Annotated in this window: 17 protein-coding genes and 1 pseudogene; 11 read left to right on the forward strand and 7 right to left on the reverse strand. The window is 72.6% G+C overall.

What is annotated here, in order from left to right; translation table 11 throughout:
* The first annotated feature begins 52 nt into the window (after positions 1–52).
* A complete protein-coding gene (locus tag ACIPXC_RS22645; protein ID WP_401621063.1) occupies positions 53–1,099 on the forward strand; it encodes a hypothetical protein in 1,047 nt (348 codons plus the stop codon).
* Between the two features lie 301 nt (positions 1,100–1,400).
* Entirely contained in the window at positions 1,401–2,063 is a 663-nt protein-coding gene (locus ACIPXC_RS22650) for an HAD family hydrolase (RefSeq protein WP_401621066.1), read from the forward strand.
* Between the two features lie 91 nt (positions 2,064–2,154).
* Here the strand turns inward: ACIPXC_RS22650 and ACIPXC_RS22655 are convergent, their stop codons facing one another.
* The gene (locus ACIPXC_RS22655; RefSeq protein ID WP_386523223.1) at positions 2,155–2,409 is read right to left on the reverse strand and encodes a hypothetical protein; all 255 of its coding nucleotides are present in this window, start codon (positions 2,407–2,409) and stop codon (positions 2,155–2,157) included.
* A 177-nt stretch (positions 2,410–2,586) separates the two neighbouring features.
* Between ACIPXC_RS22655 and ACIPXC_RS22660 the strand changes: the two genes are divergently transcribed.
* A complete protein-coding gene (locus ACIPXC_RS22660) occupies positions 2,587–2,970 on the forward strand; it encodes a cold-shock protein (protein WP_030961842.1) in 384 nt (127 codons plus the stop codon).
* Between the two features lie 71 nt (positions 2,971–3,041).
* On the opposite strand, the gene ACIPXC_RS22665 is transcribed toward ACIPXC_RS22660, so the two are convergent.
* The 4 genes from ACIPXC_RS22665 to ACIPXC_RS22680 all read right to left on the reverse strand — a co-directional run bounded on the left by ACIPXC_RS22665 (position 3,042) and on the right by ACIPXC_RS22680 (position 7,176).
* Entirely contained in the window at positions 3,042–3,905 is an 864-nt protein-coding gene (locus ACIPXC_RS22665) for a 1,4-dihydroxy-6-naphthoate synthase (RefSeq protein ID WP_401621070.1), read from the reverse strand.
* Positions 3,880–4,650: a futalosine hydrolase gene (locus ACIPXC_RS22670; protein ID WP_401621072.1), complete on the reverse strand. Its 771-nt coding sequence runs from the start codon at positions 4,648–4,650 to the stop codon at positions 3,880–3,882. The genes ACIPXC_RS22665 and ACIPXC_RS22670 overlap by 26 nt, the downstream gene beginning before the upstream one ends.
* A 13-nt stretch (positions 4,651–4,663) precedes the next feature.
* Positions 4,664–5,152 carry a hypothetical protein gene (locus tag ACIPXC_RS22675; protein WP_030961838.1) on the reverse strand — a complete coding sequence of 163 codons (489 nt, stop codon included), beginning with the start codon at positions 5,150–5,152 and terminating at the stop codon, positions 4,664–4,666.
* Between the two features lie 647 nt (positions 5,153–5,799).
* A complete protein-coding gene (locus ACIPXC_RS22680; RefSeq protein ID WP_401621075.1) occupies positions 5,800–7,176 on the reverse strand; it encodes an MFS transporter in 1,377 nt (458 codons plus the stop codon).
* Between the two features lie 328 nt (positions 7,177–7,504).
* Between ACIPXC_RS22680 and ACIPXC_RS22685 the strand changes: the two genes are divergently transcribed.
* Entirely contained in the window at positions 7,505–8,428 is a 924-nt protein-coding gene (locus ACIPXC_RS22685; protein ID WP_401621078.1) for a DUF3027 domain-containing protein, read from the forward strand.
* A gap of 591 nt (positions 8,429–9,019) precedes the next feature.
* Here the strand turns inward: ACIPXC_RS22685 and ACIPXC_RS22690 are convergent.
* Entirely contained in the window at positions 9,020–10,039 is a 1,020-nt protein-coding gene (locus tag ACIPXC_RS22690; protein ID WP_401621081.1) for a WD40 repeat domain-containing protein, read from the reverse strand.
* A 76-nt stretch (positions 10,040–10,115) separates the two neighbouring features.
* Here ACIPXC_RS22690 and ACIPXC_RS22695 point away from each other — a divergent pair, with 76 nt between their 5' ends.
* Both ACIPXC_RS22695 and ACIPXC_RS22700 read left to right on the forward strand, forming a co-directional pair.
* Positions 10,116–10,808, forward strand: a complete 693-nt coding sequence (locus ACIPXC_RS22695; RefSeq protein ID WP_401621084.1) for a GDSL-type esterase/lipase family protein — start codon at positions 10,116–10,118, stop codon at positions 10,806–10,808.
* A gap of 59 nt (positions 10,809–10,867) precedes the next feature.
* A pseudogene (locus ACIPXC_RS22700) lies at positions 10,868–11,020 on the forward strand (aldo/keto reductase); the annotation flags it as partial.
* Between the two features lie 76 nt (positions 11,021–11,096).
* Here ACIPXC_RS22700 and ACIPXC_RS22705 read toward each other — a convergent pair.
* On the reverse strand, positions 11,097–12,086 hold the full coding sequence (locus tag ACIPXC_RS22705; protein ID WP_401621087.1) for an aldo/keto reductase: 990 nt from the start codon (positions 12,084–12,086) through the stop codon (positions 11,097–11,099).
* Between the two features lie 183 nt (positions 12,087–12,269).
* Here ACIPXC_RS22705 and ACIPXC_RS22710 point away from each other — a divergent pair, with 183 nt between their 5' ends.
* From ACIPXC_RS22710 to ACIPXC_RS22730, 5 genes are all read left to right on the forward strand, one after another.
* The gene (locus ACIPXC_RS22710; RefSeq protein WP_401621089.1) at positions 12,270–12,461 is read left to right on the forward strand and encodes a hypothetical protein; all 192 of its coding nucleotides are present in this window, start codon (positions 12,270–12,272) and stop codon (positions 12,459–12,461) included.
* On the forward strand, positions 12,445–12,969 hold the full coding sequence (locus ACIPXC_RS22715; RefSeq protein ID WP_401621092.1) for a DUF6879 family protein: 525 nt from the start codon (positions 12,445–12,447) through the stop codon (positions 12,967–12,969). The genes ACIPXC_RS22710 and ACIPXC_RS22715 overlap by 17 nt, the downstream gene beginning before the upstream one ends.
* Positions 12,966–13,796, forward strand: a complete 831-nt coding sequence (locus ACIPXC_RS22720) for a helix-turn-helix domain-containing protein (protein WP_401621095.1) — start codon at positions 12,966–12,968, stop codon at positions 13,794–13,796. Before ACIPXC_RS22715 ends, ACIPXC_RS22720 begins: the two co-directional genes overlap by 4 nt.
* 263 nt (positions 13,797–14,059) lie before the next feature.
* Positions 14,060–14,281, forward strand: a complete 222-nt coding sequence (locus tag ACIPXC_RS22725) for a hypothetical protein (protein WP_401621098.1) — start codon at positions 14,060–14,062, stop codon at positions 14,279–14,281.
* Between the two features lie 113 nt (positions 14,282–14,394).
* Complete coding sequence (locus ACIPXC_RS22730) at positions 14,395–14,856, forward strand: DUF2199 domain-containing protein (RefSeq protein WP_401621187.1); 462 nt, start codon at positions 14,395–14,397, stop codon at positions 14,854–14,856.
* Positions 14,857–15,012 lie beyond the last annotated feature (156 nt).

Here is a 15,012-nt window from a genome sequence, read left to right on the forward strand (position 1 = left end):
CCACGGGCGCACGCGCTACCTTCGGGGGAGGCGGTACGGGAGGAGCCTGGGCGTGGGGATCGAAAGCGACCACCTGGTCTACGAATATCTGAGCGCCGTCGGGGACTTGGCGCAACGCCGGCACCTCTCCTCCGGCGACCGCATGAGGCTCGTGGCCGGCCTGCGGGACGAGATCGACCGTCGGCGCGCCAAGTACGACCCGGAGACCCCGGCGGCCGTACGCCGCATCCTGGAGCGCATCGGCACGCCCGAGGAGGTCCTGGACACCCTCGGCGCCCGGCAGGGCGCGGCCCCCGCCGCCGGCCCCGTCGAGCCGGCCCCGTCGGTGCCCGCCCAGCGGATCCCCCGGCCCGCGGGCCGCCTGCGGCTGCCCGGGGTCCCCACGCCGCGGCCGGCGCCGGAGCGGGAGCCCGAGCCGGAGAACGTACCGCCGCACCTGGCCGGGCTGGACGAGCTCGGCCCGTCCGGCGGTGCCGAGCCCGACTGGTGGCGGATGACCCCCGCGACCCACGGGGGCGGCCCGCAGGTCGAGGGCTTCGCGGGCGGCATCGAGTTCCCGGACCTGTTCAAGGAGGGCCCGGAGGCGGACGCAGAGGAGGACGCGGAGGAGGAGAAGGCGGCCGGGCCGGCCGGGCCACCGGACTCGCGCGCCCGGAGCCTCGTACGGTTCCTGATCGAGCGGCGGCGCGCGAAGGCGCAGGCGAAGGCCGAGGCCGCGAAGGCGGGAGCCGGCGCGGAACCGGAGGCGGCCGCCGCCCCGGCCCGGCCGCGCCCCAACGCCTTCCTGCTGCTGGCCGCCGCCGTCCTCGTCGTCGGTGTCGTCAGCGGCCACTGGCTGCTGCTCGTCATCGGCTGGCTCCTGCCGTACGCCTCTCGGGTGCTGCGCCCGGCCGAACGCAAGTGGGCCGTCTTCGGGCCGCCCGGCGTGGTCCTCGCGGGCGCCGCGGTGTGGCTGTGGGGCCGCACCAACGGCACGTGGGGCGAGACCCTGGCCGACGACCAGGTCGGCGGCGCGGTCCAGGGGATGTGGCCCTGGCTGCTGCGCGGCGCCGCCCTGGCCTCCGTGCTGTACCTGGTGTGGCGGGCCCGCCGGCGCTGAAGCGCCCGGGGGCACGCCACCGCTCAGCCGCCGGGGACGCGCCGCTGCTCGGGCCGGCGGCGGGTCGGCCCGCCGGTGGGCCGGCAGGTCCCGCAGCCGTCGGCGCCGCTCGGCGAGGAGGGCGCGGGTCAGCACGGTCAGCATGGTCAGCACGGTCCTGGCGTACGCCTGCGGGTGGTCACACATCGTGTCCGTCACCCCTGCCCTGCGCGCCGCCGCGCCGAAAGGTCGACCACGAGTTCCGGGAAGGTTCCGGGGCGGTTCGCCACACCGTCCACCGCCGTCCGCCCGCCTCGGCACAATGGGCCCCATGAACCTCACCGTCGGCTTCGACCTCGACATGACCCTCATCGACTCCCGCCCGGGCATCCGGGCCGCCTACCGGGCGCTGTCGGCCGAGACGGGTACGTACATCGATGCCGACGCCGCGGTGACGCGCCTGGGGCCCCCGCTGGAGGAGGAGCTCGCGCGCTGGTTCCCGGAGGCCGAGATCCCGGCCATGGCGGACCGTTACCGGGCGATCTACCCCGACCACGCCATCGAGCCGACGCCCGCGATGCCCGGCGCCCGCGAGGCCGTGGCCGCCGTGCAGGCGATGGGCGGCCGCGCGATCGTCGTCACCGCCAAGCACGAGCCCAATGCCCGCCTGCACCTGGCGCACCTCGGCATCGAGCCGGACGCCGTCATCGGCTGGCTGTGGGCGGAGGCCAAGGCGGGTGCGCTGCGCGAGCACGGCGCGCAGGTCTACGTCGGCGACCACATCGGTGACGTACGCGGCGCCCGTACCGCCGGCGCGCTGTCCGTCGCGGTCCCCACCGGGCCCTGCCCCGAGCCGGAACTGCGCGGGGCGGGCGCGGACGTGGTCCTGCCGGACCTCACCGCACTGCCCGAGTGGCTCGCCCAGTACGTCACCGCACAGCCCGGCTCGGCGCAGTCCAGCTCGGCGCGGCCCGGGCCCGCGTAGCCCGGGCCCGCGTAGCCCGGCCCCGGCCCGGCGCAGCCCGTCGCCGCGGGGGCCCAGGCCTGGCCCGGGCCCCTGGGAGACTAGGCCGAGACTAGGCCCCCTGGGAGGCGCGGGCCGCCCTGCGCTGGGCCGCCGCCGAGCGCAGCACACCCGCGGCGGAGATCGCGAAGCCGACGCCCATCAGCATGCACACGGCCCACGCGTACGACGGGAACGGGTCGATGTCGAGGAACAGCGGAGCCATCGTGGCCAGCGTGGCCACCGCCCCGGCGATGAAGACGATGCCGCCGGCCTTGACCAGTCCGTCGCCGGGCCGCGCTTCGTCGGAGTGAGGAGTAACAGTCACCTCACCAGGGTAGTTCCCTGGCCGAAGCAGCCGACCGTGAAGGACCGGGGAACGTCTTGTCACCCGGCCCCCGACCATTAGCCTTGAGGTGGCGGGTCACACATGGCCCGCTGCGCTGTTGTCCGGAGCCGTTCGCGGCCCTTCGGACCCCGACGAGCACAAGGACAGAGGACGGACGTGCCTACCGGCAAGGTCAAGTGGTTCAACAGTGAGAAGGGCTTCGGCTTTCTCTCCCGCGACGACGGCGGCGACGTCTTCGTCCACTCGTCGGTACTCCCTGCCGGGGTCGATGCCCTCAAGCCCGGTCAGCGAGTCGAGTTCGGCGTCGTCGCCGGACAGCGCGGTGACCAGGCACTTTCGGTGACCGTCCTGGACCCGGCACCGTCCGTCGCGGCCGCCCAGCGCCGCAAGCCCGACGAGCTCGCCTCGATCGTGCAGGACCTCACCACCCTGCTGGAGAACATCACCCCGATGCTGGAGCGCGGTCGCTACCCCGACAAGACACACGGCACGAAGATCGCCGGACTGCTGCGCGCGGTGGCCGACCAGCTCGACGTCTGACCCGCGTACGCACACCCGCGCCCCGCCCCTCCTACGAGTGGCGGGGCGCGGCCGTGCACGGCCCGCGGCCGCTACGGGAAGGTGAGCGCGTCCGGCGCGATGGCCGGTACCAGCCCCTCGGCCGCAGCCCGCGTCAGCAGCCCGCGCACCGCCGCATAGCCGGAGTCGCCCAGGTCCGCCGTGAACTCGTTGACGTACAGCCCGATGTGCTGGTCGGCGACGGCCGGGTCCAGCTCCTGGGCGTGCGCGCGGACGTACGGGCGGGAGGCCTGCGGGTCGTCCCAGGCCATCCGGACCGAGGTGCGCGCCGACTCGGCCAGCTCGCGCAGCCGCTCCGCACCCAGCGAGCGCTTCGCGATGATCGCCCCGAGCGGGATCGGCAGGCCCGTCGTGGACTCCCAGTGCTCGCCCATGTCGGCCAGGCAGTGCAGCCCGTAGTCCTGATAGGTGAACCGGGCCTCGTGGATGACCAGTCCGGCGTCCACCCGGCCGTCGCGGACCGCCGGCATGATCTCGTGGAACGGCAGCACGACCACCTTGCCGACGCCCTCCGGCAGCACGTCCGCCGCCCACAGCCGGAACAGCAGGTAGGCGGTGGACCGTTCGCTCGGTACCGCGACCGTCCTGCCCGCCAGGTCCAGGCCCGGCTCCGCCGTCAGCACCAGCGGGCCGCAACCGCGCCCCAGGGCCCCGCCGCACGGCAGCAGCGCGTACTCCTGCAGGACCCACGGCAGCACCGCGTACGACACCTTCAGCACGTCCAGCTCGCCGCGTTCGGCCATTCCGTTGGTGATGTCGATGTCCGCGAAGGTGACGTCCAGGGCGGGCGCCCCGGGCACCCGGCCGTGGGCCCACGCGTCGAAGACGAAGGTGTCGTTCGGGCAGGGCGAGTAGGCGATCCTCAGCGGGTCACCGTTGCCCACGGTGTTGCTCATGGCGTTCTCCCCAGTTCGCGAGTACGGGCCCCAGCACCCGGAAGCCCTCGGCAAGCGCCGTCAGCGCGTCCCCGATCCGCCAGGCGGCACGGTCGCGCGGGCCCACGGCGTTGGACACGGCACGGATCTCCAGTACGGGCAGTCCGTACGCGGCGGCGGCCTCCGCGACCCCGAAGCCCTCCATGGCCTCGGCCCCGGCCATCGGGTGCCGGGCCAGGAGCGCGGCCGCCCCGTCGGCGGTACCGGTCACGGTGGAGACGGTCAGTACGGGCGCCAGCAGCGCCCCGGTCGCCTCCGCGGCCCGGGCGGCCAGCTCGTCGGGCGGTAGGTGCACACTGCGCCCGAAGCCCAGCGAGGCCACGTCGACGAACCCGTCGGGGGTCTGCGCCCCCAGGTCGGCCGCGACGATCGCGTCCGCGACCACGAGGGAGCCGACCGGGGCGGCGGGCACGAACCCGCCGCCGATGCCCGCGCTGACGACCAGCCCGTACGAGGTTTCGGCGAGGGCCAGCGCGGTGGCGGTGCCGGCGGCGGCCGCCGCCGGACCGACGCCGCCGACGAGCACGTCGAAGGCGATGCCCGGAAGGTCCCGGCGGGTGATGAGGTATCCCTCCCCGGACTTCGTCCGGGGACGCCCCAGGGGGAGTGTGCGCGGCTCAGGACCGGGACTGTCCGGATGAGGGGTCAGACCGGCGAGGACGGAGTCCGACTCCGCCCCCACCGCCGTCACGACGAGCGCGCGCACCGGTGTCGTCCGGTTACTTGAGCTTGAGGTTGAAGGACCAGACGGCGAGCGGCTTGCCGTCCTCGCCGATCTGCAGGATGGCCAGCTTCTTCGAGGTGGGGGCCTCGCCCTGGCCGCCCGTCGCGAAGACGTCGGCGTGCGGGAAGCTGCGGTACGTGCTCGACGAGGGCTCGGTGATCGGCTGGCCGTCGAGTACCGCCGACCAGCGCTTGCCGTCCTCGACGATCTCCGGCTCGACGCCGAGGCGCAGCGTGTCGCCGCGGCCGTACTCGATGGTCTTGGGGTTCTTCAGGTTCGTGAGGCAGTCCTGGACCTCGTCCATGGAGAGCTCCTTGCCGTCGTTGTGGCAAGAGGCCTCGGCGGACACCGACGAGCTGCCGACCGTCACGGTCGCGAGCGGGGTCGGCTTGTCGCAGGCGGAGAGGAGGAGGAGGCCGGCGGACACGGCTCCGAGGGCCGCGACGCTGCGGCGGGCCCTACCCGAGAAAAGCGGTGCGGTCATGAGCCGAAGGCTATCGGGCCCCTGGGCCGCGCCGCTGCATGGGGTACCGCCGACCTGCGGCGTGGCTCCCGCCGGGGGTGCGGATCGGGCGGGCGCGGCGTGGTCCGGCTCCCGCCGGGGGTGGCTTTTCGCGTTCGGGCGCGGCGCGGTTCGGCTCCCGCGGGGGGTGGCTTTTCGCGTTCGGGCGCGGCGCGGTTCGGCTCCCGCGGGGGTGGCCGTGCGTTGTCGGGGTGCGGCGCCGTTGCGGGGGCGCTGCCCCCGAGCCCCCGCGCCTCAATCGCCGGCGGGGCTGGAGTGTGCGGGGGCGCCGCGTCCCGGGCCCGGCGGTGCGAGTGTCGGCGGGGCTGGGCGGTGGGGGCTGCGCGCTGGGCCCCCGCGCCTCAAGTGTCGGTGGGGCTGGAGTGTGCGGGGGCGCCGCGTCCCGGGCCCGGCGGTGCGAGTGTCTGCGGGGCTGGGCGGTGGGGGCTGCGCGCTGGGCCCTCGCGCCTCAAGCGTCGGTGGGGCTGGAGTGTGGGGGGCGTTGCACCCCGGGCCCCCGCAGCGCGACGTCGGCGGGGCTGGACGGTGGGGGCGCCGCGCTCGGGCTCCGTGCCTCAGAGGCCGGTGGGGACGGAACGCTGGACGGGAAGGGACGGGAGGGGCCGGGGTCAGGCGACCCTGGGGCGGGACGGGTGCTGGTGGGGCTGGTGGCGGGGGGCCGACAGGGCGCCGCGGACGGCCACCACCGCACCCATTGCGACGATCGCCGCCGCCACCGCCATGCCCAGGACGCCGTTCAGCGGCAGCACGATCCCGATCGCCCCGCCCAGCACCCACGCCACCTGCAGCAGCGTCTCCGAACGGGCGAACGCGGACGTCCGTACCGCCTCCGGCACGTCCCGCTGGATCATCGCGTCCAGCGACAGCTTCGCCAGCGCCTGGCAGAAGCCCGCCGTCGCGGCCAGCACGGCCACGAACAGCCCGCTGTACAAGACCGCCGCCAGCACCGCCACCCCGAGCGTCACGCACAGCACCGCCGCCACGATCGCCTCCGGCGCCCGCGCCCGCAGCCACGCCCCCACCGCCGTACCGCACGCGTTGCCCACGCCCGCCGACACGCCCACGATGCCCAGCGACACCGCCGCGCTCTGCCCCGCCAGCGGATGCTCCCGCAGCAGGAACGCCAGGAAGAAGATCAGGAACCCGGACAGGGCGCGCATCGACGCGTTCGCCAGCAGCCCGCACAGCACGCTGCGGCTCACCGTCCGCAGCCCCGGCCGCTTCGAGTGCGCCTCGTGCGTCGACAGCCGGGCCCGCCGCTCACCCTTCGCGTCGTCCACCTTGTGCGGCAGCGTGAACGCGGCGAAGGTCCCGCCCAGGAAGATGACGCACGCCCCGTACAGCGGCCACTGCGGCCCGATCGAGTTCAGCCCGACGGCCACCGGCGCCGCCACGCCCGTCGCCAGCAGACCGGCCAGCGTGACCCGGGAGTTCGCCTTGACGAGTGAGAATCTCGGCGGGAGGAGCCGGGGCACCACCGCACTGCGCACCACCCCGTACGACTTGGACGCCACCAGCACGCCCAGCGCCTCCGGATACAGCTGCAGACCCCCCGTGGCCACCACGGCCGACATCAGCAGCGCCAGGACCGCCCGCGCCAGCATCGCCGCCGCCATCGAGGCCCGCCGCCCGTGCGGCAGCCGGTCCAGCAGCGGACCGATCACCGGGGCCAGCACCGTGAACGGCGCCATCGTGATCGCCAGGTACAGCGCCACCCGGCCCCGCGCCTCGTCCGTCGGCACGGAGAAGAACACCGTCGACGCCAGCGCCACCGTGATCATCATGTCGCCCGCGCCGTTGATCGCGTGCAGCTCGATCAGCTTGCCGAGACCCGACTCACCGGCCCCGTGCGCGTGCGTGGCCCGCCGGATCCCCTTGGCCGGACCGGTGATCGGACGGTGCAGCGCACGCCCGACGGCCCGGCCGGCCCGCCTGGCCGGTCCCGAGCCGTCGTCGGACGACCGTACGGGTGCCACACTCGACATAGTGCCCCACCCGGCCCCCGCAGGGCGCCTCCCGGCGCGTCGCGGAACCGGCGGCTTGTCCGCGAATCGGACCTTGCATGTGTGCCCAGGGCTTAAGAGGAGGTAGCGTGCGTAGCGCGCCACCGGCGGTTGCTCCTGGCCGCGCGCCTCTTCGTGATCCCGCAGAATGGATCGCAGTGAGGTGCGCCCGGAGTCCGATCGGGTGCGGACGTCGACGCGGCCCTCTGGTCCGCTCCGCCCGCTCCTCGTGCGGACAGCACCACCGGGTCGTTGTGGACGACAGTACGGACGGCGCACACGTGAGACGGCGTAGGAGAGAACGAGACCAGTGAGTGCTGCGACGACGCGAAGCCGTACCCCGCGTACCCCCGACCGCCTGTGCGTCGAGGCGGTGGAACTCGCCCGCGCGGCCGCCGAGGAGGCAGCCTTCCCCGGCGTGGTGGGCGCCCACGTCTCCGCCGTGGCGGAGGGCGACCGTGTCGTCACCCACTTCTTCGAGTCCAAGGAACCGGGATACCGCGGCTGGCGATGGGCCGTCACCGTCGCCCGCGCCTCCCGCGCCAAGAACGTCACCCTCGACGAAACGGTGCTGCTCCCCGGCGAAGACGCCCTGCGGGCCCCCGAGTGGGTGCCGTGGAGCGAGCGGCTGCGCCCCGGAGACATGGGCCCGGGCGACCTGCTGCCCACCGAGGCCGACGACCTGCGGCTGGAGCCGGGCTGGTCGGGCGAGGACGCCCCGCCGCCGAACTCCGTGGTCTCCACCGAGATGGCCGAACTGGTCGAGGCCGAGGACGCCGACGTCACCGACCGCGTGACGGTCCCCGCCCGCGGCTCCATCACGTCGGTCGCCGAGGAACTCGGCATGCGCCGGGCGCGGGTGCTCTCCCGGTACGGGCTGCACACCGCGGCCGACCGCTGGGACGAGTCCTTCGGTGCGAAGACCCCGATGGCGCAGGCCGCCCCCGCGTCCTGCGTGTCCTGTGGCTTCCTCGTCGCCGTCGGCGGCTCGCTCGGCCAGGCCTTCGGCGTCTGCGCGAACGAGTTCAGCCCGGCCGACGGCCGTCTGGTGTCGCTGTCCTACGGCTGCGGCGGCCACTCCGAGGCCGCGGTCATGCCGGCGCCGCTGCGGCCGGCCCCGCCGGTCCTCGACTCGATGGCCGCGGACGAGTTCGTCCTGCGCCCGGCCGCCGACACGGGCTCCGTGCCGGCCCCGGACGCCCAGGCCGCGGACCTGGACCTCGGCCACTCATAACCGGCCCGCCCCGGCGTCCGGCAGCCCCGGCGCCCGGCCGCCCCGGCAGCCCCGGCGCCCGGCCGCCCCGGCAACCTCGGCAGCTCCGCCGCCCCGGCAACCTCGGCAACCTCGGCAGCTCCGCCGCCCCGGCAACCTCGGCCGCTCCGGCGTCCGGCAACCTCGGCCGCCCTGCCGCCCGGCAACCCTGGCGTTCGGCGGCCTCGCCGCCCGGCCGCTCCGGCAACCCGGCCGCCCCGGCGTCCGGCAACCTCGGCCGCCCCGCTGCCCGGCAGCCCTGCCACCCGGCAACCCTGGCGTTCGGCCGTCCTGGCGTTCGGCGGCCCCGGCGCCTCGGCCGTCCTGGCGTCCGGCAGCCCTGGCGTTCGGCCGTCCTGGCGTTCGGCCGCTCCGGCAACCCGGCCGCCCCGGCGTCCGGCCACCTCGGCCGCCCCGGCAACCTCGGCCGCTCCGGCGTCCGGCAACCCTGGCGTTCGGCCGTCCTGGCGTTCGGCGGCCCCGGCGCCTCGGCCGCCCGGCAGCCCCGCCGCTCCGGCCGCCCGGCCGCCCCGGCATCCGTACGGGCTCCTGCGCGCCGCGCGCCGCGCGCCGTCAGTTCCGTGCGCGGCGCCGGAAGAGGCGCTTCGCACCGAAGACCAGCGCCAGGCCGCCCGCCAGGACCAGCGCGCCCTTGCCGAAGCTGCCCGTCGGCTCCGGCGCGGTCGCCGCCTCCGGCGGGGACCCCGGCTGCGGCGAGGCCGAACCACCGGGCGTGGCGGACGTGGCCACCGGGACCGCGACGACCCGGCTGCTCGTGCCCTCCGAGCCGAACATGAGCGCCCCGCCGTCCGCCGAGTACGTCACCGACTCCGCCTGCCCCTGCCACGGGGCGTCGACCCGCTCGCCCTCGCCCTGCGGACGGCCGTCCTTCCACGGGTACGTCCGGGCGGTGAAGTAGCCGCGCAGGGCCAGCTGGTTCCCGTCCGGTGAGAACGCCCCGTCCGTCACCCACGGGACGTCGGCGACCCGCCGGAACACGTTGGCCCCGCCCGTCGACAGCTCCGCGGGGCCTTCGTACAGGCCGCCCCTGCTCTGGTCCTTGCTCGCGATGTAGACCCGGCCCGTCACCGGATGGACCATCAGGGACTCGGCGTCGCGCGGCCCGTCCTCGTACCGCACCGTGAACCGCGTTGCCCTGACGGTGACATCACCCAGTTGCCGCGGCTCCTGGAAGCGGTAGATCCACACGTGGTCCCAGGTGCCGCCACGGTTGTCGCCGATGTCCCCCACGTAGAGTTGCCCGTCCGGGCCCAGCGAGATCGCCTCGACGTCGCGCGGCCCGCCGATGCCCGTCAGCGTCACCCGGGCCACCGTGTTGCCGGTGGCCGAGTCCACCGCGTAGACGTACGGGCCGTCCTCGCTGTCGTTGTGCGTCCAGTAGACCCCCGGATGGATGCGGCTGGCCGCCAGCCCGCTCGACTCCGTGATCCTCGGATCGGAGATGGTGAACGAGGACGCCCCGGGGGGCTGCGCGGCGGACGCCGTCCCGGGCGGCACGGCGACGACGACGGCGGCGGTGAGGGCGGTGGCGGCGGCGCGCGCGAGGGCGGCGGACGGCGGGGACAGGCGCATCCTCCCAGCCTGCCAGGAGCTGCCGCGTGTCCGGCGTCACAGGGGCTTCTGTCGCGTGATCCGCGATGATGACCGGATGCGTTTCATGTTCGTCGGCGACTCCATGACCATCGGACGCGCCGGCGACTACACCTGGCGCTATCGGATGTGGCAGCACCTCGACTCGACCTTCGGCGGCCCCTACCGGATCGTCGGCCCGCGCCGCGAGGTCTACGACACCGCCGCCGACGCGCCCGTCAGCCACGACTACGCCGACCCGGGCTTCCCGGAGCACGCCCGCCGCCACCTGGCCGGCTGGGGCGAGGGCTGGCAGCACATGGCCCCCGTCATGGGCGAGACCGTGGCCGCGCACCGCCCCGACGTGCTGCTGGTCTCCCTGGGGCTGATCGACCTCGGCTTCTACACCGACGCCGAGCAGACCGCCGACAACGTCCGCCGCTTCATAGCGGGGGCCCGCGCCGCCCGCCCCGGCGTCCGCATGGTGCTGCTGCCGGTCATCCCGAACAGCCGGGCCGAGGAGGACGCCCCCTTCGCGGCGGAGGTGGCCCGCTTCAACGAGCTCCTGGCGAAGGCCGTGGCCGACCTCACCACGGACGCCTCGCCGATCCTGCTGGCCGCCCGCCCGGCCTCGTACGACATCCGCCACGACACCTACGACGGTACCCACCCCAACGCCTCCGGCGAGCACCGGCTGGCGGGGGAGTTCGCGGCGGTCCTCCACCAGGCCTGGGGCATCGGCGCCCCCTACCGCCCGGCCCAGGACATGTAACACGCCCTGCACCGGAGGGTCCTGCTTCGAGTGCACTCCAAGCAGTTGGCTAATGCCCCATGAAGTACACACAGCTCGGACGTACCGGCCTCAAGGTCAGCCGACTTGTACTCGGCACCATGAACTTCGGACCCCAGACCACGGAGCCCGAAAGCCACGCGATCATGGATTCGGCCCTCGACGCGGGCATCAACTTCCTCGACACCGCCAACCAGGCAGTTTGACGCCACGCGCGTGCGCAGGGCCGTCGCCCCCAGCGGCAGGGGCGACGGCCTATGTACTACTGGATCACCAGGCGAAGGCCTCCGGGGACGGCCCCGGCCCGGGGAAGATCTCGTCCAGTCCGGCCAGCACCTCCTCGCTCAGCTCCAGCTCCAGCGCGCGCAGCGCACTGTCGAGCTGCTCGGCGGTGCGCGGGCCGACGATGGGGCCCGTCACTCCCGGCCGGGTGAGCAGCCAGGCCAGGGCCGTCTCGCCCGGCTCCAGGCCGTGCTTGTCCAGCAGGTCCTCGTACGCCTGCACCTGCGCCCGTACCGAACTGTTGGCCAGCGCGTCCGCGGACCGCCCGGAGGCGCGCCGGCCGCCGACGGCCTCCTTCTTGATGACCCCGCCCAGCAGGCCCCCGTGCAGCGGCGACCACGGGATGACCCCGAGGCCGTAGTCCTGGGCCGCCGGGATGACCTCCATCTCGGCGCGCCGCTCGGCGAGGTTGTAGAGGCACTGCTCGCTGACCAGGCCGACCATGCCGCGCCGGGCGGCCGTCTCGTTGGCCTGGGCGATCTTGTAGCCGGGGAAGTTGGAGGAGCCCGTGTAGAGGATCTTGCCCTGCTGGATGAGCACGTCGACGGCCTGCCAGATCTCCTCGAAGGGAGTCCGGCGGTCGATGTGGTGGAACTGGTAGACGTCGATGTGGTCGGTCTGGAGCCGCTTGAGGCTGGCTTCGACGGCCCGCCGGATGTTCAGTGCCGACAGCCGGTCCTCGTTGGGCCAGGTCTCGCTCTCGCGGGACATGGAGCCGTAGACCTTGGTCGCGAGGACCGTCTTCTCCCGGCGGCCGCCGCCCTGGGCGAACCAGGTGCCGATGATCTCCTCGGTGCGGCCCTTGTTCTCACCCCACCCGTACACATTGGCCGTGTCTACGAAATTCAGACCCGCGTCGAGGGCGGCATCCAGAATGCCGTGGCTGGTCGGTTCGTCTGTCTGCGGACCGAAGTTCATCGTGCCGAGTACAAGTCGGCTGACCTTGAGTCCGGTGCGTCCGAGCTGCGTGTACTTCATGGGACCCAAGCCAACTGCTTCGAGTCCACTCCAGGCAAGAGCAGCCCACGCAGCCCTCGATTTATGCGTCAACGCGCATATCCCAACTTTCCCGTTCTGGAAACTGCCAGCCCTTGCACCGACCCAGCGATGGTCGAGAGCATGAGATCTGACCACAGATGGGCACAGCGAGGGGGGCACGGCGTGGAGGTCAGGAAGCTTCTAACGAGCTGTGAGAACGGGGACTGCCCAACGCTGTACGCGACGGACAGGGGGACACTCCTTGTCCAGGGTGAGACGCCGACTGACCACGGGTTGGCAGTCCCCGCGCACGAGACGTTGGTCGAGATCCCCCTGGAACTCATCCGGAAGGCCATCCGTGATCAGCTCATCTAGCAACCTGACGGAGCGGTTCAAGACCTTCGAGCGAGAAGCGTTCCGGCTGGAGATCCTGGACGACTACAACGTGCCGTCGAGTGCAGAGAACCTGCGCTCGTTCCTCGCGGGTGAGGCGCAGCCGGAGGACTACAACGAGGGGTGGGTCGAGACCGTCCGATCCGCCACGCAGGCCGGCAAGCGGATGTATCGGGTGCACATCGTCTCCCGACCGCTGACGGACTACCTCCGCTACGAGCTCGGCTGGGGGTACATGAAGAACATGACGGGCGGTGAGGAGTTCTTCATCTTGGACATCACCGAGAAGCCGAACCCCCTGGAAGGGGTGCCGGACTTCTGGCTGTTCGACGAGACTTCCCCGGTCGTCATGAACTACGACGACACGGGTGCGTTCCTCGGGCCGGATTTCCTTGATGCCGGGCGTGCGGCGGACTTCGTCCGCTACCGGGATACGGCTCTCGCTCACGCCGAGCCGTTCTCCGAATGGTGGGCGAAGTACGGCGGGTGAACAGAACCGAACTGGGATCGGCGCTGCGGGCGCTCCGGCAGGCGTCCGGGAAGGAAGCCAAGGCCGTCGCACGCAGCGCCGTCATGTCCACCGCCAAGCTGTCGAAGATCGAGAACGGTCACGTGGCGCCCAGCGTGGTGGACGTGGAGCGCATCCTTACGGCCTTGGATGTGTCTGAGCAGGTCAAGGCCGAGTACATGGCTGTGGCGCGTGCTCAGGCCACGGAGGCGACTGCCTGGCGGCTGTTCCGGCGTATGGGCTTCCACCGGAAGCAGGAGGAGATCCGGGCTCTGGAAGCCTCGATGAAGCTCCTGCGGCTGTTCCAGCCGTCCCTGGTCCCTGGGCTGTTGCAGACACCCGAATATGTACGCGCCGTGTTGCAAGGCAAGGGGCTGAGCGAGGACCAGCTTGCCCGCACCATCGGAGCTCGGATCGAGCGTCAACGGGTGCTGTACGACACCGGCAAACAGCTCCGCTTCGTCATCACGGAACCCGTGCTGCGCTGGCGTCTTCTCCCGCCCGCCATGATGGCCGGACAACTGGACCGCATCGCCTCCGTCTCGCGCCTGCCCAATGTGGACGTCCGAGTCGTCCCCCTGGACCGTCCGCAGACCGACGTCCCGGGGCACTCCTTCGTCATTCGGGACGACCGCATGGTGACGGTCGAGACCACGCACGCCGAGGTGATCGTGACCGATCCCAGGGATGTCGCCCTGTACGTCGACAAGTACGAGCGCTTCGCCTCAGTGGCCACCGTCGGCGACGCAATGCGAGCGATGCTCGCTGACATCCGGGACGGATTCTTGCGTGAACGGGAAACGGGCTAGATCCCGCTGATCAGCGGCTGGACCATCGTCTCCACCGATTGAGCGAGCGGGGAGGCGGAAGGCGTGAGCAGAGCGAAGACGACGATGTCGGGGCCGATGTACCTGTCGTTGCCGAACGTGCCGCCGAAACCGGCGGACGGGTGTGGCGTGTGTAGGGCCCTGGTCGCGCAGCGGCAGAAGGCTCGGGATCTGGGCGATCTGTCGGCGGTGACCGATACGGACGTGGAGCTCCGCAACCACCCGCACCGGGCTCGGAGGTCGTGATGGGGCGCTCGGTCCTGCGGTACGTGGAACACCGCATCACTCGACACCTGGGGACGGACGTGACCTTCGAGGCCGAGTGCCTGCGCTGCGACTGGCAGGCACCGGCCTCGGACGATGGAGCAGAGGTGGACATCGAGTGCATGAGCCACACGGGCCGAACGGGGCACCAGGGTTTCCGCCGCTGGTGCACGTCCTTCGCGTGGGTCGAGCGCACGGGATAGCCCATGGTCTCATCGTGGAGGCCGTGCTTCGCGGCGAAGCTAGGCTCCCGCGCATGACGAACGATCTCGGTTACACCTGCTCATGCTGCGGCGAATACCACGCGGAGCTTCCGATGGGCTACAGCACCACAGCTCCCGACGTCTGGGACGAGAGTTTCGAGGGCCGGCCCGACAGCCTGCTCTCCTCGGACCAGTGCGTTATCAACGCTGAGCACTACTTCGTCAGGGGTCTGATCGAGATACCGGTCATCGGCGGCGATGAGGTGTTCTCATGGGGGGTCTGGGTTTCGCTTAGTCGGGACAACTTCTCCCGGGTCGCCGACATGTGGAACACGCCGGGACGTGAAGCGGAGAAGCCGTACTTCGGCTGGCTCACCACCGAGCTTCCGATCTACTCGCCCAGCACAATCAACCTGAAGGCGAACGCTCACACCCGCCCGGTCGGCCAGCGCCCCTACATCGAGCTCGAACCCACCAACCACCCGCTCGCAGTCGAGCAGCGCACGGGCATCACTCTCGACCGCGTACGTCAGATTGCCGAAGCCGTGCTTCATGGCAACGGCGAGAACGGCTGACCGACAAAGCTGTTCAGGTCGTCGGCGAAGGGGTGGGGTATGGCCTCCTGAGCCTGACAAGGCAGACCGCCACGTCTTGGCCGCCGAGATCCTGCCACGGTTCCAAGGGCCGTCAGGCGATGGCGAAGGCATTTCCGGTACACGTGAGGCGTGTGT

Origin of the sequence: Streptomyces sp. NPDC090021, assembly GCF_044748225.1 — a bacterium.
Lineage (GTDB): Bacteria > Actinomycetota > Actinomycetes > Streptomycetales > Streptomycetaceae > Streptomyces.

Bases quoted from the DNA above. Each gene is read 5' to 3' on its own strand.
- ACIPXC_RS22650 (WP_401621066.1), top strand. From the start codon at position 1,401: ATGGGCCCCATGAACCTCACCGTCGGCTTCGACCTCGACATGACCCTC.
- ACIPXC_RS22665 (WP_401621070.1), bottom strand. From the start codon at position 3,905: ATGAGCAACACCGTGGGCAACGGTGACCCGCTGAGGATCGCCTACTCG.
- ACIPXC_RS22675 (WP_030961838.1), bottom strand. From the start codon at position 5,152: ATGACCGCACCGCTTTTCTCGGGTAGGGCCCGCCGCAGCGTCGCGGCC.
- ACIPXC_RS22680 (WP_401621075.1), bottom strand. From the start codon at position 7,176: ATGTCGAGTGTGGCACCCGTACGGTCGTCCGACGACGGCTCGGGACCG.
- ACIPXC_RS22690 (WP_401621081.1), bottom strand. From the start codon at position 10,039: ATGCGCCTGTCCCCGCCGTCCGCCGCCCTCGCGCGCGCCGCCGCCACC.
- ACIPXC_RS22695 (WP_401621084.1), top strand. From the start codon at position 10,116: ATGCGTTTCATGTTCGTCGGCGACTCCATGACCATCGGACGCGCCGGC.
- ACIPXC_RS22705 (WP_401621087.1), bottom strand. From the start codon at position 12,086: ATGAAGTACACGCAGCTCGGACGCACCGGACTCAAGGTCAGCCGACTT.
- ACIPXC_RS22725 (WP_401621098.1), top strand. From the start codon at position 14,060: ATGGGGCGCTCGGTCCTGCGGTACGTGGAACACCGCATCACTCGACAC.
- ACIPXC_RS22730 (WP_401621187.1), top strand. From the start codon at position 14,395: ATGGGCTACAGCACCACAGCTCCCGACGTCTGGGACGAGAGTTTCGAG.